We start from the raw sequence: 19,508 nt of genomic DNA, 5'->3' as shown, positions 1-19,508 counted from the left end.
GTCGAGTGTAGGGGGTAAGAATTAACGGAAGAACGACGATAAATTGCTTTATTTATTACCCAGATGGATATGCCCGCCGCGTTGGCGGGCATAGGTTCAAACGATGATGCGGCCGTGCGCCATCGCCACCGAACGATCGCACATGTGGTCAATCACGTCCGCATCGTGGCTGACCAGCACCATAGTCAGATCGCCCGCCTGTTTCAGCTCGTTGAGCAGGTTGAGGATCTCCGCCTGCACCGACATGTCCAACGCCGAAGTCGGTTCATCCAGCAACAGCAGCTTCGGCCGCAGCAACAATGCGCGCACAATCGCCACGCGCTGCCGCTGGCCGCCCGACAGCTGATGCGGGTAGCGATCCAACAGGCGCGGATCCAACCCCACCTGGCGAAAGCCCGCGCTGACTTTACGTTCGATGTCGCTCTCCTTCAGCAGTTTGAGTGGCTCCGACAGCGTACGCAAAAGCCGGTGTTTGGGGTGTAGCGAAGCATAGGGATCTTGAAACACCATTTGCACCTCGCGCCGCAGTTCGCCGGTAAACGCCTGCCCAGGCTGCAGCCGCCGCCCCAGCAACTCAAAGCCGCCCTGCCAGCTGCCGTTCAGCCCGGCCAGCACCCACAGCAAAGAGGACTTGCCGCAGCCGGAAGGCCCCACCAGCCCGAAGCACTCGCCCGGTTCGATGCGCAGGTTAACCTCATGCACCACGGTGCGCAGTTCGTAGCCCTGGCGGTGACTGACGCTCAGGTTCTCCAGTGCAATCACGCTCATTTCAACGTCTCCAACAGCGCGCGATCCAGCACCGGCAGCGGTTTGCCGCGCGTCTCGCGGCTCGGCCGACACGCCCACAGCGTGCGGGTATAAGGGTGCGTTGCCTGCGCCAGCTCTGCCGCCGGCAGCTGATCCAACAGCTCACCTTTGTACATCACCAGTACCCGCTCGCAGTGGTGCGCCACCTGCTGCAAATCGTGGCTGATCAGGATCAGCCCCATATTGCGTTGCGCCACCAGATTGTCTATCAGCTGCAGCACCTGATCGCGCATCTGGTGATCCAGCGCCGAAGTCGGTTCGTCGGCAATCAACAGCTGCGGATCGTTGATCAGCGCAATGGCCAGCATCACCCGCTGCCCCATGCCGCCGGAGAGCTGATGCGGATAGCGGCGGCACAGCGCCGCCGGATCGGGCAAGCCCACCGCCGCCAGCATCTCCAGCACTTTTTCACGCCGCTCGGCGCGACTCAGCTTTGTATGCAGCACCAGCGGCTCCTCCACCTGACGGCCGATCGGTTGATTGGGATTCAGCGCATGCTTGGGGTCTTGCATCACCATCGCCACCCGGTCGCCGCGCAGCCGGCTCCACTGGCGCTCGCTCAGGCGCGTTAAGTCTTCATCGCCCAACGTCAGGCGATGCGCCTGCAGCTGTAACGGCGGCGGCAATAGCCCCATCAGCGCACGCGCGGTCAACGACTTGCCGGAACCGGACTCACCGACCAGCGCCAGCCGCTCCCGCCCCATGCTGAACGAAATATTCTTCACCAGCGCCACCGGCTGTGGCTCCGGCACGCCGATCGCCAGGCGTTCGACGGTCAATAAGGTGTTATCAGTGCCCATGACGAGGATCCATTTTGTCGCGCAGGCCATCGCCCAGCAGGTTAAACGCCAGGCTGGCGAACAGGATCGCCCCGCCCGGCGCGGCGGCGACCCACCATTGATCGAAAATCACTTTACTGCCTTCGGCCACCATCGAGCCCCATTCGGCGGTCGGCGGCGCAACGCCCATGCCGAGGAACCCCAGACCGGCAGCGGACAGGATGATGCCCCCCAGACTCAGCGCCGCGCGCACCACCGCGCTCGGCAGGCATAAAGGCAAAATGTGGCCGACCATCAGCCGCAGCCCGTTGATGCCCTGCATGCGCGCCGCCGCCAGGTAGTCGCTGCGGCGCAGCGCCAGGGTTTCGGCCCGCGCCTGGCGGGCAAAGGCCGGCCAGCTGGTCAATGCCAGCGCCAGCGCGCCGTTCATCAGCCCCGGCCCCATGACCGCCACAAACGCCAGCGCGATCACCAGGCTCGGCAGCGACAGGAAAATGTCGGTCAGGCGCATCAAAATGCGCTCCACCCAGCCGCCGAGATAACCGGCGCCAATGCCGACCAACAGGCCGATGGGAATGGTCAACACCAGAATCAGCGACACCAGAATCAGCGTCGGCCGCGCGCCGTAAATCACGCGGGAGAGCAAATCGCGGCCGAAGCCGTCGGTGCCCAGCCAATGTGCGGCGGAAGGCGGCAATAACCGCAGCTCGATATGCTGCAGATTAGGATCGAAAGGCGCCAGCCACGGTGCCAGCAGCGCGGTGACGATCAAAATCGCCACCAGTGCCGCGCCCAGCGTCAGCGTGGTCAGGCGCCGACCGCGGCGGTAACCGACGGCCGGCTCGCTTTGCGGTTCGTGTTCAGAGAGATATTGGCTCATCGGGTTCGCGGATCCACTAAATAGGTCAAGGCGTCGGCCAGCGCATTCAACAGCACGAAACAGGTGCCGATCAGCAACGTGGCGCCGAGGATCGCCGGCGTGTCGGCGGCAAACAGCGCCGAGGTCAGATAACGCCCGACGCCGGGCCAGGCGAACACCGTTTCGGTCAATACCGCCCCTTCCAGCAGGCTGGCATAGGAGAGAGACAGTACGGTGATCAGCGTGCCCAGCACGTTGGGAAACACATGGCGCAGCAGAATGCGCAGGCGCCCGGCCCCCTTGGAACGCGCCAGCGTCACGTATTCCTTGTTGCACTCTTCCAGCATCGCCGCCCGCAGCAATCGGGTAATGCCCGCCATCGACAGCAGCGCCAACGCCACGACCGGCAGCCACAGGTGGCCGATGGCGTTATAGAACATGTCGCGATCGCCGGACAGCCAGCTGTCGATCAACACAAAACCACTGCGCGGCTCCATGCTGTACAAGTAGATGTCGTCAAGCCGCCCCGGCCCCGCCGACCAGTGCAGCGTGGCATAGAACAGCAGCAGCCCGAGCAGGCTCAGCCAGAAAATCGGCACCGAATAACCGATCAGCGACAGCAGACGCGCCGCGTTATCCAGCCAACTGCCTGGTTTGAGCACCGCCAGAAACGCCAGCGTAATGCCGCCGAGGGCGCCGAGGATAATGGCGCAGGTGGCCAGCTCCACCGTCGCCGGGAAGGTACGCAGCAGATCGCTCAACACCGGCTGGGCGGTGATGCGCGAAATGCCCAAATCGCCGTGCGCCAGGTGCACCAGATAACGCCAAAACTGCACCGGCAACGGCAGATCCAATCCCAGCTCGTGCCGCACCTGCGCATAGGTGGCTTCACTGGCGTGATCGCCCGCCACCTGCAGCGCCGAATCGATCGGCGCCAGATGCGACAGCATGAAGGTGAACAGCAGCAGGCCAAGCAACGTCAGCGACAGCACGCCGCCGAGCAGCCGCCCGCCCCAGCGCCAATACCGCCGGGCCGCCCCGGCGCTGGCGGACAGTTCAGCGGCCATTACTTGCTGACCTTGCTGTAGAACACCATGTCAGGGTTGATGCCCTGCACATAGCCCTTGAGGTTGTCACGCACCGCAATCAGGCTTCGCGCCTGCAGGCCGATGACGAACGGCGAGCTTTGCTGCACCTGTTTTTGCAGTTGCTGGTAGTCGGCCACCCGTTTGGCGGTGTCGTTTTCCGCGGTGGCGGCCAGCGTCAGCTTGCTCAGCGCCGGGATCTGCCAGTTGGCGCGCCAGGCCAGCGTCTTGCTGCCGTCTTCCGGGTTGTAGGCGAAGGCTGCGGCATTGGTGTTGGGATCGAAATAATCCGGCCCCCAGGAAGTCAGCGTCGCATCGTAGTTAAGCGCTTTCACCTTGGTAGAGACCTGCGAACTGATGCCCGGCACCAGTTCCACCTTCACGCCGCCCTGGGCAAAGCTGGCCTGCAGCGCCTGGGCGATATCCAGGTACGGCGGCTGGTTGTTGACGTCCAGACGGAAACTGACGTTGCTGAGCCCCGCTTTGGCCAGTATCTCTTTGGCTTTTTGCGGATTGAAGCTGTACGGCTGATCCTTGAGCGCCCCCAGATAACCGTCCGGCAGGAATGCCTGATGGCTCTGGAACTGCCCTTTCAGCAGATCGTCGGCGATGCCTTTGTAATCGAACAGCCAGCGCGCCGCCTCCCAGAACGCCGGATTGCCGAGCGCCGGTGACGCCTTGGCGTTGAACTGCAGGAAATAAAGCGAAGCGTAAGGAATGGCCAGGGGTTTGACGCCCGGCTTGCCCTTTAAGGCCGCCATCTGGTCTGCCCCCAGGTTGCGCGCGATATCGGCATCGCCCTGCTCGATCAGCAAGCGGCGCGCGGCCGGATCGGGGACGTTTTTGATCAGGATGGTTTTCAGCGTCGGCGCCCCTTCCGGCGAACCGGGGTTGGCGTCCAGCACCACCACTTCGTGCGGCACATAGGTGCGGATTTTGTAAGGGCCGCTCCCGGCGGAATGACTGTTCAGCCATTGGTGCCCCAGATCGTCGCCCTGCTGGTGCGCCAGCGCCTCTTTGGCGTCGACGATCGACGATACCGGCGCCGACAGCAGGCTGAGCACGAAGGCCGGGCTGACGTTTTCACTCCAGCTGATTTTAACCTGGTGGTCATCCACCTTGCTCAGGTGTTCCTCCACGTTCTTCGCGTTCCAGCCCAGCTGCGTCAGGATAAACGACGGCTCCAGATTGAGTTTTACCACCCGTGAAAGCGAGAAGATCACGTCTTCCGGCCGCAGCGGATTGCCGCTGGCGAATTTGGCATCCGGGCGCAGGCTGAAAGTCAGGCTGCGATTGTCGGCGCCGGCCTGCCAACTGCTGGCCAATGTCGGCTTGAGATCGATAGGGTTGTGCGGATCGGACTGGATCAGACGTTGATACAGGCTGTTGAACGACTGCACCGTGGTTAACTCAAATCCCTGGGCCGGGTCAAAGCTGACCACGTCATCGATAGACTGCGCGATCACCAGCGTGTTGGCCGGCGTCGCCGCCTGCGCGTTAACGCTGGCAGCCACGGCTAAAAACAGCAAAGAAGGAACGAGCACTTTCATCTGAAACTCTCCAAGCGGATGGAATTTATAATAATTTCGCGAGTGTATGCGAGCACGATCGGCAGCTGAAGGTACTTAAATCACTATAGATATTCTTTTTATGTATATAGGTGGGATTTTGATTATTAGGGCGAGGATTGCGCGGCCGGTCGCACTCTCGTGGCACCTGGCCGCAATGGATAACTGTCTTTGCGGCGCGATTCGCAGCGATGAACGTCGAGGTTTGAGTCTGTTTCATTGGGTGATTAACGTGAGCTCGGTCACCCAAGGGACAGGAAAATGGAAAACCATCTATCAGAAAATGGCGCCTCACACCGGCATGAGAGAGCGATAGAGCAAACACTGGCGGACATGAGCAGCGTCCTGCTTGAGTCGGATCTGTTTATGACTCGTCTGACGGTACAAGACCGGCGCCGGCAAAAACGCATCGCCATCGAGATTTTGCGCCAACACCATCGCTGGGAGATGGCCAACCCGCGTCCGCCTGAAGAACTCCCGGAATGGGAAGCCATCGGCCCGTTCAGAAAAAGTAAACGTCACCTGATCGAACGTACCGACGACTAATCCCCCTTCCCCGTGGCAATCCGCCGGGGCACAGCTGTCCGACTAAATCTGGTAGTCAATCACCGCATCCAGCTGTGACGAGAAGACCTTGTCCTTGATTTCGGTCAGCGACAGCGTCGGGTTGCACAGCTGGATAAAACGCCAGGCATAGTTGCGCTGCAGCTGGCTGCGTTTCAGGCCCAGCCATACCGTATTGGGTTCAAACAGGTGCTCGGCGTTGAGGCTCACCAACCCGCGATCGCGCTCTTTTTCATACGACATGTCCGCCAGCACACCCACGCCCAACCCCAGCTCGACGTAAGTTTTAATCACGTCGGAATCCTGCGCACTGAGCGCGATGTCCGGCGTCAGGCCCGCCGCTTTGAACGCCGCATCCAGCTTCGCGCGCCCGGTAATGCCCTGACGGTAAGTGATCAGCGGCAAGGTGCTGAGCATCTCCAGCGTCACCTGCGGCTGACGCGTCAACTCGTGCCCTTCCGGCACCAGAATGGTGTGATGCCAGCGATAGTAGGGGAACGCCGCCAGCGATTCGTCGCTCATCAGCCGTTCGCTGGCGATGCCGATATCGGCTTCGCCGGCGGCCAGCATCGAAACGATCTCCTCCGGGCTGCCCTGATTGAGCACCACCCGCACCCGCGGGTAAAGCGCGCGAAACTCTTTGATTACCCCCGGCAGGCTGTAGCGCGCCTGGGTATGCGTCGTCGCGATATGCAGCTGTCCCGAATCGTTGCTGCTGAAGACGTCCGCCAGGCGACGGATGTTATTGGCGTCGTTGAGAATGCGTTCCGCCACCACCAGCAGCTCTTTGCCGGGTTCGGTCATGCCCAGCAGCCGCTTGCCGCGGCGAATGAATATTTCAATGCCCAGCTCTTCTTCCAGCTCGCGAATATGCCGGCTGACGCCGGACTGCGAAGTAAATAAGGTATTGGCGACCTCGGTCAGGTTGTAGTTGCAGCGCGCCGATTCGCGAATAATTTTTAATTGTTGAAAGTTCATCCCCGTCTCCCTGTTTCTTGCGGTAGCGTTTGCCATATTGATACGGAGTCCTGCGGGGCTGAACAAATAAGAAATAGCCTTTAGTTATGCAATTTAATACTAAGTGAATTATTTATCGTTACTCTTGGGGGATGAAGACGGGGGAAAATGATGAATGGCTTTAAAAATAACGAGATAAATAACCATACAAAGAAGGGGCCTTAGATAATCATGCAGAATAAAGTTATTAAATAGAGGTATTAGATATATGAAAAAGGGCTCAGCGTGCTGAGCCCTTCACTGTTTGCCACCCTGCCAACGCCTCAGGCCGTGGCCTCCGCCCCGAAAGCGCCGGGCCGGTTCTGCTGCAACCATTGCCGTACATAGCGCACCAGATCGCCGATGCAATCATCCTGCATGCCGTGGTGCTTCAGCTCGTTATCCAGCGCAAACAGGTATTGCGCGTTGGTGCCCAGCGGGCCGCTGGCGCTGGCGATCAATGGCGCGATCACCTGGTGGCTGGTGTCTGCTTCAAACAGCGGGTGCTGCGCGTTCATCACGAACACCAGCGCAGTGACAACCTCACCGCCCTCCAGCTGCAGCTCACACCAGGTCGGCACGTAGCAATCGGTGATCATTTCGCGCTTCCACAGCAGCTCCAGCTCTTCGCGCAGCTTGCTTTCCGGCAGACGGAAGGCCAATCCGGTGGTCTGGCCGCCCTCTTTCAGCGCCAGCATGCGCCCCGGCTGATGCAGCGTGCCGCGCCCGGCGGTCAAGCGCATGCAGAACGCCCGGTGCCAACCCTGCAGCATGGCAGGCCGCACTTCTTCCGATTCAAAAACCGGGTTCCACATCAGCGAACCGTAACCGAATACCCAAACCGGGCTGTGATCCGGCCGGCGCGATAACGTGCAATCCAACGAGGCTGCGCGCTGTTCAGGCGTCAGCAACAGCGACTCCTCAATAGCGCCGAATGCGGTTTTGCAATCCGCTTTTTGCAGAAAATCTCGCGTTAACACTGTTACAACCTCCCGGGAATACGATTTCTCGTCCTCCCTCGCCACTACTGAACCTTTGCAATTTTATTTTTAGGTGCGGAATTTTATTAATTCAATAACCGCGCCGATTAATAATGACCATATTCTTTTCCCGCCGCGCAATCAAGTTGCAAAGCGGTGTTAACGTGGAAAAGTATTTGTACTGAGCAGCAATAATATTAATTGCCGGGTCAGCATAACGTCTGCGCGATTTTATCAGGCCATAAAGCGTTACTTTTTGTGCCAATGCTCATCGTCGCCCTTGCGATAGCTTTGCTTGACCGCCGCCCAGGCCACCTTGTGCGCCGTCTCCTCCCGGCTGTCGTCACCGCGTCGGTCTTCAGGATCCCGGTATTGTTGCCAGGCGCTGTTGAACGCTTCTTTATAGATCGCCTGAGCATGGGCCGGCAGCACAGGCTTCACATTGTCCGGCAAGTCGTTCGTGTCTTGATAGGGCATCACGTCCTCCCGTGCGTATTCCGTGAAGCTTAAGCCTAACTCACACGCCGTTGCGCCTCAATAAGCAAACAATTCTCATTATCAAACGGCATGATATACTCACCGCCAAACGAACTATAAGGAGATCCCCGTGACTACCGAAGCCCCTCGCTCACGCGCCCCCTACCTGATCGCCGTCAGCGCCGTACAGGATATTACGCCGCACCTGCGCCGCATCACCTTTACCGCACCCGATCTGCGCTACTACCCGGCCAACGCCGCCGCTGCGCACATCAAGGTCTTTTTGCCGCTCGCCGGCCAAACCCAGCCGGACCTGCCGACGCTGACCGAAAACGGTCCGCGCTGGGCGGCGGACGCCGTACGCCCGATCGTGCGTACCTATTCCATTCGCGCCGTGCGCCCGGAACAGGCGGAGGTGGACATCGAGTTCGCGATCCACGATCACCAGGGCCCGGCGGTCGACTTTGCGCGCCAGGCGAAAGCCGGCGATAAAATCGGCATCAGCAACCCAGGCGGCCCCAAACCGATGTTGCCGGCGGCCGATTTCTACTGCCTGGCGGGCGATCCTTCCTCACTGCCTGCGCTGGCCGCGCTGCTGGAGAATCTGCCGCCGCACAGCGCCGGGCGCGCTTTCGTCCGCGTCGACAGCACCGCCGACGTGATTGATCTGAGAAAACCGGCTGGCATTGAGGTGAATTGGATCGTTGGCGGTACGGAGAAAACCGACGAACTGATCGCCCGTTTCCGCGCGCAGTCCCTGCCGGAGGACGAAACGCACTTCTGGCTCGCCGGTGAAGATCGCCTGGTGGTAGAGCTGCGCCGTTACCTGCGTCGTGAACGTCAATGCGATCGTAATCGTCTTTATGCCGTACCTTACTGGCGTGAAGGGCTAAATGAAGAGGGTTACCACAATAAACGGCATGAAATCATGGATAATATTGATGACTAACGGCTATATTTTCCTTGATTAACCGCATACTAAATAAGTAAACACGACTTTTCTCATATCTAACGTTAAAAATTGGCGTTATTGCGTAAAAGTAAGTAAATAAAACCGCACCCCGTGCGGTTTTTTTGTTACCCTAATCACATAAAGCAAGCAATTGCTTTCTCAGATAAAAACAACATCACACCGGCGCCGTGGGTGTATCCTAATATAAAATACCTACTGGAAACGCAGAGTTGCCGCATCACGGCGACCGGCGCTGACGGGCTACGCTGTTTGAGAAGGAGTGCCACCCTCATGAAGTCGCAACACGATCCTGGCCGATCCACCAAATCTCGCCACACCGAATACTCGCTGATCTTCCCCATCGCCGCGCTGGTGGTGTTGAATCTGTGGAGCAGCACCACTCACTTTCCGCTGATCGTCGGCATCAATATTCTCGCGCTGGTGGGGATCCTCAGCAGCGCCTTCAGCGTGGTGCGCCACGCCGACGTGCTCGCCCACCGTTTGGGGGAACCCTACGGCTCGCTGATCCTCAGCCTGTCGGTGGTGATCCTCGAGGTCAGCCTGATCTCGGCGCTGATGGCCACCGGCGACGCCGCGCCGGCGCTGATGCGCGACACGCTGTATTCCATCATCATGATCGTTTCCGCCGGCCTGGTCGGTTTCGCGCTGCTGCTCGGCGGGCGCAAGTTCGCCACCCAGTACGTCAACCTGGGCGGCATTAAACAGTATCTGATGGCAATTTTCCCGCTGGCGGTGATCGTGCTGGTGTTCCCGAGCGCGCTGCCGGGCGGTAACTTCAGCACCGGGCAGGCGCTGCTGGTGGCGCTGATCTCCGCCGCCATGTATGGCGTGTTCCTGGTGATCCAGACCAAAACCCACCAGAGCCTGTTCGTGTACGAGCATGAAGACGACGATGGCGACCCGCACCACGGCAAGCCCTCTTCGCACAGCAGCGCCTGGCATGCCGCCTGGCTCGTCGTGCACCTGATCGCGGTTATCGCCGTCACCAAGTTCAACGCCAATCCGCTGGAAGGCCTGCTGACCAAGGTGAATGCGCCGGCGCAGTTCACCGGTTTCCTGGTGGCGCTGTTGATCCTGTCGCCTGAAGGACTGGGCGCGCTGCGCGCCGTGTTGAACAATCAGGTGCAACGCGCCATGAACCTGTTCTTCGGTTCGGTGCTGGCGACCATCTCCCTGACGGTACCGGCGGTCACCATCATCGCCACCCTGACCGGGCAGACGCTGATCTTCGGGCTGCAAACGCCGCATATCGTGGTGATGCTGACGGTGTTGCTGCTGTGCCAGCTGTCGTTCTCGACCGGCCGCACCAACGTGCTGAACGGCACCGCCCACCTGGCGCTGTTCGCCGCCTACATGATGACTATCTTCGCCTGATCAAAAAGGGGCGCACACCGTGCGCCCCAGTCTTCGTTATACCGAGAAGAATATCGCCGCGGCGATCCCCCCGAACAAAATCCACTTGATGATGTAATAACCGGTGCGGTTCCAGGCCTTCAGGCGTTTCCCCACCCGGCGTATCGCATAGATGTATTTGAACATCTTATTGACGCCGCCGGTGCGATCGCCCTCTTCGTTCGGCGCGGTGGCGGCGCTCATCAGATTGCGCCCCAGCCAGTGGTTCACCGCCTGCGCCCAACGGTAGCGCATCGGCCGTTCGATGTCGCAGAACAGGATCAGACGATTCTGCCCGCTCTGATTTTCCGCGTAGTGCAGGTAAGTTTCATCGAACATCACGCCTTCACCGTCGCGCCAGCTGTAGCGCTCGCCGTCCACCTCAATAAAGCAGCGGTCATCGTTGGGGGTAATCAGCCCCAGGTGATAACGCAGTGAACCGGCGTAAGGATCGCGGTGACGCGGCAAGCGGCTGCCGTCCGGCAGTTCGGCGAACATCGCCGCCTTGACCGAAGGCAGGCTGCGCAGCAGTTCAGTGGTCTGCGGGCACAGGGTCATGGCCGAAGGATGGCTGTCCTCATACCATTTCAGATAAAAGCGTTTCCAGCCGGTCTTGAAGAACGAGTTGAACCCGGCATCGTTGAATTGATCGGACGCTTTGATCTGCTGGATCTCCATCAGCTTCTGTCCTTCGTCGCGGATGGTTTCCCAATTCTCCCGCAGTACCGCCAGCTCAGGGAACTGCTCCGGCTTCAGGTACGGCGTGGTCGGCACGCGGGAAAACAGGTACATAAAGACGTTCAGCGGTGCGGTAAAGGTGGAATGGTCAGACAGCTGTCGCCACACGTTGTAGCGTACCCGCCCGCGGTAATGCACATAGACGACGCATAAAATAAGCAAAATCAGAATGATATATTTCATGTTTGAATCGCATCAAGGAACTCACGCTCAATGCGCCGCGCGGCGCACACCCCAGATAGTGTCCTTTTGGCGGCGCAGGCAAGTTGCGCGCCAATCTGGAACCCATTAATCATTATCGCTAACTCAACGAAAATCTATACAAAAAACCACAATAATTTACACAAAGGTTAAACGAGAGGGGAAATTGCGGAGATAAAAAAGGCCGCCGAAGCGGCCTAGCAAAGATATATTAGTCATTTGAAGTAAAAGGATTTACTTCCAAGCGTGTCCACGCATTGACCACACTTCGAAAAAAATGGTTCATCGCGCTTTACCGGGGAACGCTGCTTTGATTTTCAGGAAGAAGTAAGCGTTATCCCGGTATCCATAGGCCATCCGCTTCATCACTTTTATCTTATTGTTCATCCCTTCCAGCACGCTGGTATTCAACCTGTGTCTGGCACTCGCGATGATGCCACCGGCATACCCTTTCAGTTTCTCGGCGAAGTGTTGCAACGCCTTGATTCCGCTTTCCTGAGACTGCCTGTACCAGCTTACCCAGCGTCTCTGCGCCTCTTGTTCACTCGGGGCGTACCACAGTTCTTTCAGCGCTGTTTTCATCAGCCAGACCACATTCAACGGCTGATTCGCCTCCAGCAACTCCGTGAGCTTTACCTCATGCCCTTCGGGCAGGTTTTCGGGGTTGCGCAGCAGCAGCCAGCGGCTGCGTTTGATGACCTGACGCGATTTTGGGTTATCACGGAGTTGATTGGCCTGGTCGACGCGGACCCGGTCGATAACCTCCCGGCCATACTTTGCCACCACATGGAACAAGTCATAGACCACTTCCGCCTGCGGGCAGTGATGCCTGACTTCCAGGTCTAACGCCGTATTCATATCCATGGCGACAGACTGGATAGCGGCACAGCCTTCAGCGCCCAGCCAGACGAAGAAGGGGCGGAAGGCCGCTCTGCTGCGGCCTTCGCCCACCCACAACACCTGTTGCGTATCCGCATCCATCACCACGGTGGCATAACGATGTCCTTTGAACAGGGCGAACTCATCCATCACCAGACGGCGGAGGGTATGGCGCTGCGGCTCTGTCCGTTCCCGCAGCAGACGCCGGTAGTCGATATTCTTGACCGTATGCCAGTGCAGGCCGGTGAGTTGTGCAACGTGCTTAATCGGCAGTAAACGGACCAGTGACTCAACCCATACGGATAGCGTCGTGGTATATCTCTGGCGTTCAGGCAACCAGCTGATTTTTTCGGTGGTGACCCCGCAATGGGGGCAACACAGGCGCCGGACGGGGACGTTGAGCCAGACGACCCAATCGAGCAGCTGGCGTTCACGCACTCGGCGGAAGGAAACATCATGCACAACAGGCACCCGCCGCTCACAACGACGACAACAGGGCATGACGGCAGCGTCAGGCTGGAGCTGGATAAGCAGGGAGTTGGCAGAAGGATGCGAGAAGGAATTGACGATAAAGCCTTCCCAGAACAGGGAGCAAAGGTTAGCATTCATAGTGACGGCAGTTTTGAAAGTTTAGGGTGTGTTTTGGCGAATACAAACCTAAACGTTCTGACTGCCGTTTTCTATTGGTTCACGCTAAAGCGCGATGAACCAAAAAAAACCCCGGATTTCCGGGGCTTCTTCAATTGTCGCGGTAAGCGATGGCCTCGGAAATGCTTTTGCAGCCGTACGCGCTGATATAACCGAACGCGCGCAACCGCTGGCAAATCCCGGCCAGCGCCGTCGCCACCTCCAGCGGATCCAGCCCCGGCACGCCCAGAATACGAGGTTTCACACCGGTGACGGCCTGAGCAGTGAGCAAAGCTTTCATGCCGGTATAGCGGCCGTTTTCGTCCGCGCCGCCAATGATGTTTGACGTGGTTTCCGCTGCATCTTTGCCCTCTTCGACGCGCACAACAACCGTCACCGGCTTGCACTGGTCGCCAATGGCTGACAACGCTTTCGCCAGCGAGCCGGATTTCCCGGCCTTACCGGCAGCGGCAATCACATCGGTAATCAGTACCGGGGTGTTGAACGGGAAAAGCTTCGGGTCGGCATCTTTGCCGGTGCAGACCATGCCGACGACAGCTGTCGAAACGGTAGAGATGACGCGCGTGCCGTCATTAATTTCGACGACGCGCACACCGTGATGATAATCGCCCATTAACTTGCTCCATGGTGAGTAGGTGCAAGCATGATGACGCCCGGCGCACCGGGCCGCACGCGGTGGGCGCTGGAAGCGCCGACCAGACAACAGACCGGGCCGGATTGGAGAATTTTCAGGTAATAACGCTCGCATACACCATTTAACAATTCTATATTGGGCTACATAACCGAGTGGCAGGACTTTACCCAAAGATATAGGCGGTAAATCAATGTAATAGTTTTATCTAACGTTGTAATAATTAAAAACCTTGATAATTTAAGCAGCCAAATTTAATTATCTTTAAGCTGGTGCTTATAGCGTATTGAAGTTACATGGCCTCTTGATAAGGGACAGTTGAGTTGATATCAGAAAGTATCAACCGAGGATGAGGGGCAACCCAAGCCCCAATACTCACCCTCAACATAATAAATCACGTAAAATTCAAGGTAAATCCACAACATACTCATTTAAAAGAAAATGACTCACCTTCTTATAGATTTTATTGACAGATGCGCATTCCTCATGGCATTAATTAGTTGACGGCTATTTTTTGATATATGATCCCTCATCAAGTGGACCGCTTTAGTCACATCACCGGAGCACATTGTTCTTAAAATCATTTCGTGCTCCTCATCACCATAAAAACCACCACCTTTAGAAAAATAACGCAATCGAGACAACTTATTTAAAACCTCATCGATAGTTCCAACAAAAAATCTATTCCCAGAAACCTTTGCCAACTCAACATGGAAGTTATAGCCATCAGGTTTGACTTTTCGTATGTCGGACAACATCACACTTAAACACTCAGTGGATTCGTTGTTACGCATAATATAGGAAACGACACCAGCCTCAATTGCTTCTCTATAAATGCAAATTTCTTCAATTTCATTATAATCAATCGGGGAGCAGATCCACTTTTTCCCCTCTCGCTCTACTAGCCCCTCATTTTGCAGGCGGACTAAAGCTTCTCTTATCGGTGTTCGAGAGACATTCAGAATGGTCTCCAACCATCTCTCAGTCAAACGTTCCCCCGGCGCTATATCCATTCTTATTATCATTTCACGCAGGGTGTTTAATGTTTGCATTTCGCCATCTTTTTTTATAATCATGTTCCCCTCACCCCAATAATTTAATAATAGTTTCAGTATCTAAAACCTCGGCCTGCATAGGTAGTATATCTTTCATTAGAAATCTGTGCACATGTTCTTCCCTATCTCCACAAGCATCTTCAGCAACAATTATCCTGTAATCCAAGTCAGATGCCTGTCTTACTGTCGATAGTATCACTCCGCTGGTACTTAGCCCAGCCAAAATCAGAGTTTTGACTTTGTTATTCTCAAGGTAACCCGAAAACTCAGATGAAGAAAATGCACTCACTCTATGTTTAATAAAAACCGATTCAGTCACCGATGGAATAATACGTTCATCTAGACAAGTCCCTTCATCACCGATTTTAAGAATATCCAATTGTTTTATAGATGCAAATAGCTTATTCCACTCATTAATCTCTTCATATCTTTCGGAAAAGGCAACCTTGATATATAAAACTGGCACACCAGCCTCTCTAGCCTTTTCTCTTAACTTAAGAGTATTGATAATTGCACTTTCACTGACAGCAGTAGATACCATATTTTTAACAATGATCTGCTGAAAGTCCATAATAACAAAAACCGAATTAAAACTTAATTGCATAGATTTATTTACCATGTCTACTTATCAACTTGGCACTAAGATATGCCCCAAACATCATTATGATTGAAGTGTATAGAAATACAGGAGACAACCCTTGATAACCACCTATAAACCCTCCCATTAAAGGACCAACAACCTGTCCGCAGAACTGGGCCGAAACGGAAAAACCTAATATCTTACCCGCATTGTCATCATTAACATTCTTCTTGATTACTGCTGTAATACAAGGTAGTAGACCACCAAGGGCCAACCCCATTAAAAACCTCAATGCGATTAGCTGCCAACCATGGGTCACGAATGCTTGTGGAATAAGCAACAAGCCAGATACTAATAATGCGCTGGAGATCACTTTCTCATGTCCAATCCGATCTGCCAATTTACCTAACTGTGCTGCGGACAAAATACTTCCCAAAGCCGCTGCCGACATAACAAGGCCAGCAATAAATGTTGTATCTAACCCATTATTTGCAAGCTTATCAACATAAACTGTAATAATTGGCTCGATCGACATGTTTGCGAACATTAGCAAAAACGCCGTAATTAACATAGTAAATACGACACGATGATTCACTACAGGAGACTCATGCATCACATTCTTTTTATCTGAAAGCAATGCCGTTGTATGATTTTCTTTTACATAAAATGCTGTTAATAAAAATGATGAAAAAATCAGTATACCTGCCCCCCAAAATGTGGGGCGAATACCAATCAACGGTGGCATTACCCCACCGATAAGAGGTCCCATAAGATTACCGGCCATGACACCAGATGCTAAAACGCCTAAAGCCCACGCAGAACGAGCCTTAGGTGTTTGTATTGCAATCAATATAGTAGCTCCTGATGAATAGCCCCCTGCTAAACCAGCCAAAAGTCGTAGAAAAACTAGTTGCCAAATATTCGTAGCAAACCCCATAAGAGACATTACGATAGCCATACCTAAACTCGCCCTAACGAGCATAGATTTACGCCCATATTTATCTCCCAGATATCCCCATAATGGTGCAACAAGACCTGCTGCAAAAAACGTGGCACTAAACGCAATGCCAGACCACTGGACTACTTTTGTGTGCCCGACTACTCCTAGCTCCTCCACATATACAGGCAAGAAAGGCAGCATCAGCGTCATTGCAAATACAGTTGTAAAAGCACCTAAAGTGCAAACTAACAAGTTGTTTTTCCAGTAGTTATCAATCAATTAAATCACCTCAAATCAACGACACTCAAAATCCAACCAAAATGGTATACCAAAACGGTATACAAAATCAATGTGGGTGAAGATGAAGCCAGCGCCTACTCAGCGACAATTAACTCGGTGTAAGTAAGTTTCCACTATCAATGTATAGGGGGAGGCAGACTAGATAACGATTTTGGGAGAGTTGTTGATTCTTGAAAGAATGACGATGGTTCGCGCCGATCAATAACGGCGCATTGATCTATGCAATCAATTGCAGGGCTGCATGGTCGACAGTCTGGTTGAGTGGACGGACGTTAACCCCTATGCAAGCCGACCTTTCGATGACCGCCCGGTGTGGGTCGGCTATGACCCGGCGCACTCCGGCGACAGCGCCGGTTGTGTGGTGCTGGCCCCACCGATGATCACCGGCGGCAAATTCCGCATACTGTAGCGCCACCAGTGGAAAGGCATGGATTTCGCCACGCAGGCCGAATCCATCCGCAGGCTGACCGAAAAATACAACGTGGAATACATCGGTATCGACGCCACCGGCATCGGGCAAGGCGTTTTCCAACTGGTGCGCGCATTCTACCCGGCCGCCCGCGAAATCCGCTACAGCGCCGAGGTGAAGACCGCCATGGTACTGAAGGCGAAAGATACCATCGGCAGCGGCAGCGGCAGCGGCAGCGGCAGCGGCAGGCTCGAATACGACACCGCGTATACCGACATCACCAAATCGTTTATGGCCATCCGCAAAACCATGACCGCCAGCGGCAGGGGCATGACCTACGAAGCGAGCCGCAGCGAAGAAGCCAGTCACGCCGATGTCGCGTGGGCCACCATGCACGCCCTGTTAAATGAACCGCTGACCGCCGCCAACGGCCAACCGTCTAAATCCATTCTGGACTTCAACCGATGAGCAAACGCAATCGCCGCAAGGCAAAAGGAAATCTGGCCGCCATCAAGCCGGACCAGAAAATGCAGGCGTTCACCTTTGGTGAGCCGTCGGCCGTATTGGATCGCCGCGACATTCTGGATTACACGGAATGCGTCGGTAACGGTAAATGGATTGAGCCGCCCGTCAGCTTTTCCGGGCTGGCAAAAAGCCTGCGCGCCGCCGTGCACCACAGCTCACCCATTTACGTGAAGCGCCCTGATAAATGCGCATCAGCTACCGGACGCTGAGCCTCATAGCGGCAGGTCGACAGGGACAAACCTGTAAGCCTGCAGGCGCGACGTTGCGACAGACCGGTCGCTTCACACATAAACTCAACGGCTTCTCGCTTCTGGCCTGTCGTCAGTACTTTCGCCCCAGAGCCACCTGAAGTGCCTCCTTATCCAGCATGGCTTCGGCAAGTAGCTTCTTGAGGCGGGCGCTCTCCTCTTCAAGAGATTTAAGCCGCTTCACCTCAGGAACTTCCATGCCACCAAACTTCTTGCGCCAGGTGTAGAAAGTGGCATCGGAAATGGCGTGCTTACGGCAGAGCGCACGTGCAGAAACTCCGGCTTCCGCTTCGCGAAGAATACTGATGATCTGTTCGTCGGAAAAACGCTTCTTCATGGGGATGTCCTCATGTGGCTTATGAAGACATAACTAACATCGGGGTGTATTAATCAACGGGGAGCAGGTCACATGGGCAAGCATCCCATTCGTTACGCCATACATTCGCAACTCATTTCATGATGAACGGGGGCAATATCATCACGCTCCAGCGGATACTTGGCCATGCTCGGATTGAACAGACAATGAGCTACGCTCACTTTGCACCAGATTTTCTACAGGATGCAATTTCCTATAATCCGCCAGGAGGCAAAATCCATGTTTAGCGTCCACATCGCGTCCACACATAGATAGTTCCCTGAGGGTTATAGTTGTCTGTAGCGCAAATTAACCATCTGTTTTATATGGATAATTCTGATATTCAAGGCAAGAAAAAGGCCGCCGAAGCGGCCTTTCCATGAGCGGATAGGTTAACTGTAAGCGTTAAGCGTGCGCTGGCACAAAGCGGAGCGCACGCAGTCCTGTTTCTCAAAGCGGATAACGCCGATCATCTCGTCCTCTTCGAAGCGTTCCAGCGCGTCGCTGAGGCCGGATTTCACGCCGCGCGGCAAGTCGCACTGGGTCACGTCACCGTTAACGATAACCGTGACGTTTTCTCCCAGGCGGGTCAGGAACATTTTCATCTGGCTGGCGGTCACGTTCTGGGCTTCATCCAGGATAACGACCGCATTTTCGAAAGTGCGTCCGCGCATATAAGCGAACGGCGCAATCTCTACCTTGCCGATTTCGGGGCGCAGGCAGTACTGCATAAAGGAAGAGCCTAAACGGCGCACCAGAATGTCATACACCGGGCGGAAATAAGGCGCGAACTTCTCGGAGATATCACCCGGCAAGAAGCCAAGGTCTTCATCCGCCTGCAAAACAGGACGGGTAACGATAATCCGATCCACCTCTTTATGGATCAGCGCCTCCGCCGCCTTGGCGGCGCTGATGAATGTTTTGCCACAGCCGGCTTCGCCGGTGGCGAAGATCAGCTGCTTATTCTCTATGGCTGATAAGTAATGACCCTGAGCTTCGGTTCTAGCCTCGATGGGTGAGCTATCGCGCTTGTCTCGCGCCATGCCGATAGACTCGACTCCCCCCATTTGCACCAGCGAGGTCACAGACTCTTCTTCCAGCTGGCGATGACTACGAGCGTCACGACGAATAACGCGTTTCGCTTCACGACGTGCTTTGATCACTGCTTTCTGTCTACCCATAGTGGCACCTTACAGTTTGTTTCACCTACCGCAACGGCCAGGCCGCGCGATTATGTTTCACACACGTATTAGGTTTTGGCCTCCTCCGAGCCAATAAGAGCCAAGGGACAAGGTGAATCGACGGCAACGCTTAAGCGCCGTGTCTTCACGGGACAACGCGGACTGCATCAATAAACGTGGAATAAAAAGTGATGAGATTCGATAGCGATAAGAGTGCGGGGTTGCCGGTAAAAGAGAGTCGGAGAGAGAACCCTCGTTACAACGAGAAATCAGGGGAGATGTGTTATTTTTTCTTTCCAGCCCAACCAAGGACTTTACCATTAGCGATCCCCGCAGTG

At 55.5% G+C, this 19,508-nt stretch carries 17 protein-coding genes and 5 pseudogenes; 6 read left to right on the top strand and 16 right to left on the bottom strand.

Features of this window, described 5'->3' with window-relative positions; translation table 11 throughout:
- Nucleotides 1-96: 96 nt before the first annotated feature.
- The 5 genes from GF111_RS23705 to GF111_RS23685 are packed head-to-tail and all read right to left on the bottom strand — an operon-like array spanning nt 97 to nt 5,080.
- The gene (locus GF111_RS23705; RefSeq protein ID WP_038876950.1) at nt 97-768 is read right to left on the bottom strand and encodes an ABC transporter ATP-binding protein; all 672 of its coding nucleotides are present in this window, start codon (nt 766-768) and stop codon (nt 97-99) included.
- Nucleotides 765-1,607, bottom strand: coding sequence for an ABC transporter ATP-binding protein (locus GF111_RS23700; RefSeq protein ID WP_047730489.1), 843 nt, complete (start codon nt 1,605-1,607; stop codon nt 765-767). The genes GF111_RS23705 and GF111_RS23700 overlap by 4 nt, the downstream gene beginning before the upstream one ends.
- A complete protein-coding gene (locus GF111_RS23695; protein ID WP_033647740.1) occupies nt 1,597-2,466 on the bottom strand; it encodes an ABC transporter permease in 870 nt (289 codons plus the stop codon). The genes GF111_RS23700 and GF111_RS23695 overlap by 11 nt, the downstream gene beginning before the upstream one ends.
- Nucleotides 2,463-3,512 (bottom strand): ABC transporter permease, encoded by a 1,050-nt coding sequence (locus GF111_RS23690; RefSeq protein WP_147191192.1) that lies wholly within the window; start codon nt 3,510-3,512, stop codon nt 2,463-2,465. Before GF111_RS23690 ends, GF111_RS23695 begins: the two co-directional genes overlap by 4 nt.
- Complete coding sequence (locus GF111_RS23685; protein WP_060433300.1) at nt 3,512-5,080, bottom strand: ABC transporter substrate-binding protein; 1,569 nt, start codon at nt 5,078-5,080, stop codon at nt 3,512-3,514. Before GF111_RS23685 ends, GF111_RS23690 begins: the two co-directional genes overlap by 1 nt.
- A gap of 351 nt (nt 5,081-5,431) precedes the next feature.
- Between GF111_RS23685 and GF111_RS23680 the strand changes: the two genes are divergently transcribed.
- Nucleotides 5,432-5,644, top strand: coding sequence for a hypothetical protein (locus GF111_RS23680; RefSeq protein WP_060433305.1), 213 nt, complete (start codon nt 5,432-5,434; stop codon nt 5,642-5,644).
- 42 nt (nt 5,645-5,686) lie between these two features.
- On the opposite strand, the gene cbl is transcribed toward GF111_RS23680, so the two are convergent.
- From cbl to chaB, 3 genes are all read right to left on the bottom strand, one after another.
- A complete protein-coding gene (gene cbl, locus GF111_RS23675) occupies nt 5,687-6,640 on the bottom strand; it encodes an HTH-type transcriptional regulator Cbl (protein WP_033634950.1) in 954 nt (317 codons plus the stop codon).
- Between the two features lie 302 nt (nt 6,641-6,942).
- Nucleotides 6,943-7,638, bottom strand: a complete 696-nt coding sequence (locus GF111_RS23670) for a gamma-glutamylcyclotransferase (RefSeq protein WP_038876938.1) — start codon at nt 7,636-7,638, stop codon at nt 6,943-6,945.
- A 249-nt stretch (nt 7,639-7,887) separates the two neighbouring features.
- Nucleotides 7,888-8,115: a putative cation transport regulator ChaB gene (chaB, locus tag GF111_RS23665; protein WP_038876936.1), complete on the bottom strand. Its 228-nt coding sequence runs from the start codon at nt 8,113-8,115 to the stop codon at nt 7,888-7,890.
- A 130-nt stretch (nt 8,116-8,245) separates the two neighbouring features.
- On the opposite strand from chaB, the gene GF111_RS23660 reads away from it, so the two are divergent.
- Both GF111_RS23660 and chaA read left to right on the top strand, forming a co-directional pair.
- A complete protein-coding gene (locus GF111_RS23660; RefSeq protein WP_147190153.1) occupies nt 8,246-9,064 on the top strand; it encodes a siderophore-interacting protein in 819 nt (272 codons plus the stop codon).
- A gap of 294 nt (nt 9,065-9,358) precedes the next feature.
- Entirely contained in the window at nt 9,359-10,462 is a 1,104-nt protein-coding gene (chaA, locus tag GF111_RS23655; protein WP_038876929.1) for a sodium-potassium/proton antiporter ChaA, read from the top strand.
- Between the two features lie 36 nt (nt 10,463-10,498).
- On the opposite strand, the gene lpxO is transcribed toward chaA, so the two are convergent.
- From lpxO to GF111_RS23625, 6 genes and pseudogenes are all read right to left on the bottom strand, one after another.
- Nucleotides 10,499-11,401: a lipid A hydroxylase LpxO gene (gene lpxO, locus GF111_RS23650; RefSeq protein WP_025303230.1), complete on the bottom strand. Its 903-nt coding sequence runs from the start codon at nt 11,399-11,401 to the stop codon at nt 10,499-10,501.
- A gap of 300 nt (nt 11,402-11,701) precedes the next feature.
- On the bottom strand, nt 11,702-12,907 hold the full coding sequence (locus GF111_RS23645) for an ISL3 family transposase (protein WP_071845285.1): 1,206 nt from the start codon (nt 12,905-12,907) through the stop codon (nt 11,702-11,704).
- A gap of 133 nt (nt 12,908-13,040) precedes the next feature.
- Nucleotides 13,041-13,559: pseudogene (locus tag GF111_RS23640) on the bottom strand (phage tail sheath subtilisin-like domain-containing protein); the annotation flags it as partial.
- Between the two features lie 464 nt (nt 13,560-14,023).
- Nucleotides 14,024-14,653 carry a GntR family transcriptional regulator gene (locus GF111_RS23635; protein ID WP_047730484.1) on the bottom strand — a complete coding sequence of 210 codons (630 nt, stop codon included), beginning with the start codon at nt 14,651-14,653 and terminating at the stop codon, nt 14,024-14,026.
- A gap of 7 nt (nt 14,654-14,660) precedes the next feature.
- Nucleotides 14,661-15,236, bottom strand: coding sequence for a cysteine hydrolase family protein (locus tag GF111_RS23630; protein WP_162420266.1), 576 nt, complete (start codon nt 15,234-15,236; stop codon nt 14,661-14,663).
- 4 nt (nt 15,237-15,240) lie between these two features.
- On the bottom strand, nt 15,241-16,431 hold the full coding sequence (locus GF111_RS23625; protein WP_047730482.1) for an MFS transporter: 1,191 nt from the start codon (nt 16,429-16,431) through the stop codon (nt 15,241-15,243).
- 250 nt (nt 16,432-16,681) lie between these two features.
- Between GF111_RS23625 and GF111_RS23620 the strand changes: the two are divergent.
- Together GF111_RS23620 and GF111_RS23615 are read left to right on the top strand one after the other, a co-directional pair.
- Nucleotides 16,682-17,329 (top strand): annotated as a pseudogene (locus GF111_RS23620) (oxidoreductase); the annotation flags it as partial.
- A pseudogene (locus GF111_RS23615) lies at nt 17,326-17,562 on the top strand (Presumed portal vertex protein); the annotation flags it as partial. The pseudogenes GF111_RS23620 and GF111_RS23615, both read left to right, overlap by 4 nt.
- Here GF111_RS23615 and GF111_RS23610 read toward each other — a convergent pair.
- Nucleotides 17,553-17,971, bottom strand: a pseudogene (locus GF111_RS23610) (transposase); the annotation flags it as partial. The pseudogenes GF111_RS23615 and GF111_RS23610 overlap by 10 nt on opposite strands.
- A 74-nt stretch (nt 17,972-18,045) precedes the next feature.
- Here GF111_RS23610 and GF111_RS23605 point away from each other — a divergent pair.
- Nucleotides 18,046-18,237, top strand: a pseudogene (locus GF111_RS23605) (tyrosine-type recombinase/integrase); the annotation flags it as partial.
- Between the two features lie 144 nt (nt 18,238-18,381).
- Here the strand turns inward: GF111_RS23605 and phoH are convergent.
- Nucleotides 18,382-19,170 (bottom strand): phosphate starvation-inducible protein PhoH, encoded by a 789-nt coding sequence (phoH, locus tag GF111_RS23600; RefSeq protein WP_015378226.1) that lies wholly within the window; start codon nt 19,168-19,170, stop codon nt 18,382-18,384.
- Nucleotides 19,171-19,508 lie beyond the last annotated feature (338 nt).

This window comes from Serratia sp. HRI (genome assembly GCF_010119335.3).
Classification (GTDB): domain Bacteria; phylum Pseudomonadota; class Gammaproteobacteria; order Enterobacterales; family Enterobacteriaceae; genus Serratia; species Serratia nevei.
This window is presented reverse-complemented; position numbering and strand designations above follow the sequence as displayed.

Coding starts and splice junctions, on each gene's coding strand:
- lpxO (WP_025303230.1), bottom strand. CDS start 11,401: ATGAAATATATCATTCTGATTTTGCTTATTTTATGCGTCGTCTATGTG.
- chaB (WP_038876936.1), bottom strand. CDS start 8,115: ATGCCCTATCAAGACACGAACGACTTGCCGGACAATGTGAAGCCTGTG.
- GF111_RS23680 (WP_060433305.1), top strand. CDS start 5,432: ATGAGCAGCGTCCTGCTTGAGTCGGATCTGTTTATGACTCGTCTGACG.
- cbl (WP_033634950.1), bottom strand. CDS start 6,640: ATGAACTTTCAACAATTAAAAATTATTCGCGAATCGGCGCGCTGCAAC.
- GF111_RS23685 (WP_060433300.1), bottom strand. CDS start 5,080: ATGAAAGTGCTCGTTCCTTCTTTGCTGTTTTTAGCCGTGGCTGCCAGC.
- phoH (WP_015378226.1), bottom strand. CDS start 19,170: ATGGGTAGACAGAAAGCAGTGATCAAAGCACGTCGTGAAGCGAAACGC.
- GF111_RS23700 (WP_047730489.1), bottom strand. CDS start 1,607: ATGGGCACTGATAACACCTTATTGACCGTCGAACGCCTGGCGATCGGC.
- GF111_RS23635 (WP_047730484.1), bottom strand. CDS start 14,653: ATGATTATAAAAAAAGATGGCGAAATGCAAACATTAAACACCCTGCGT.
- GF111_RS23705 (WP_038876950.1), bottom strand. CDS start 768: ATGAGCGTGATTGCACTGGAGAACCTGAGCGTCAGTCACCGCCAGGGC.
- GF111_RS23645 (WP_071845285.1), bottom strand. CDS start 12,907: ATGAATGCTAACCTTTGCTCCCTGTTCTGGGAAGGCTTTATCGTCAAT.
- GF111_RS23695 (WP_033647740.1), bottom strand. CDS start 2,466: ATGAGCCAATATCTCTCTGAACACGAACCGCAAAGCGAGCCGGCCGTC.
- chaA (WP_038876929.1), top strand. CDS start 9,359: ATGAAGTCGCAACACGATCCTGGCCGATCCACCAAATCTCGCCACACC.
- GF111_RS23630 (WP_162420266.1), bottom strand. CDS start 15,236: ATGCAATTAAGTTTTAATTCGGTTTTTGTTATTATGGACTTTCAGCAG.
- GF111_RS23690 (WP_147191192.1), bottom strand. CDS start 3,512: ATGGCCGCTGAACTGTCCGCCAGCGCCGGGGCGGCCCGGCGGTATTGG.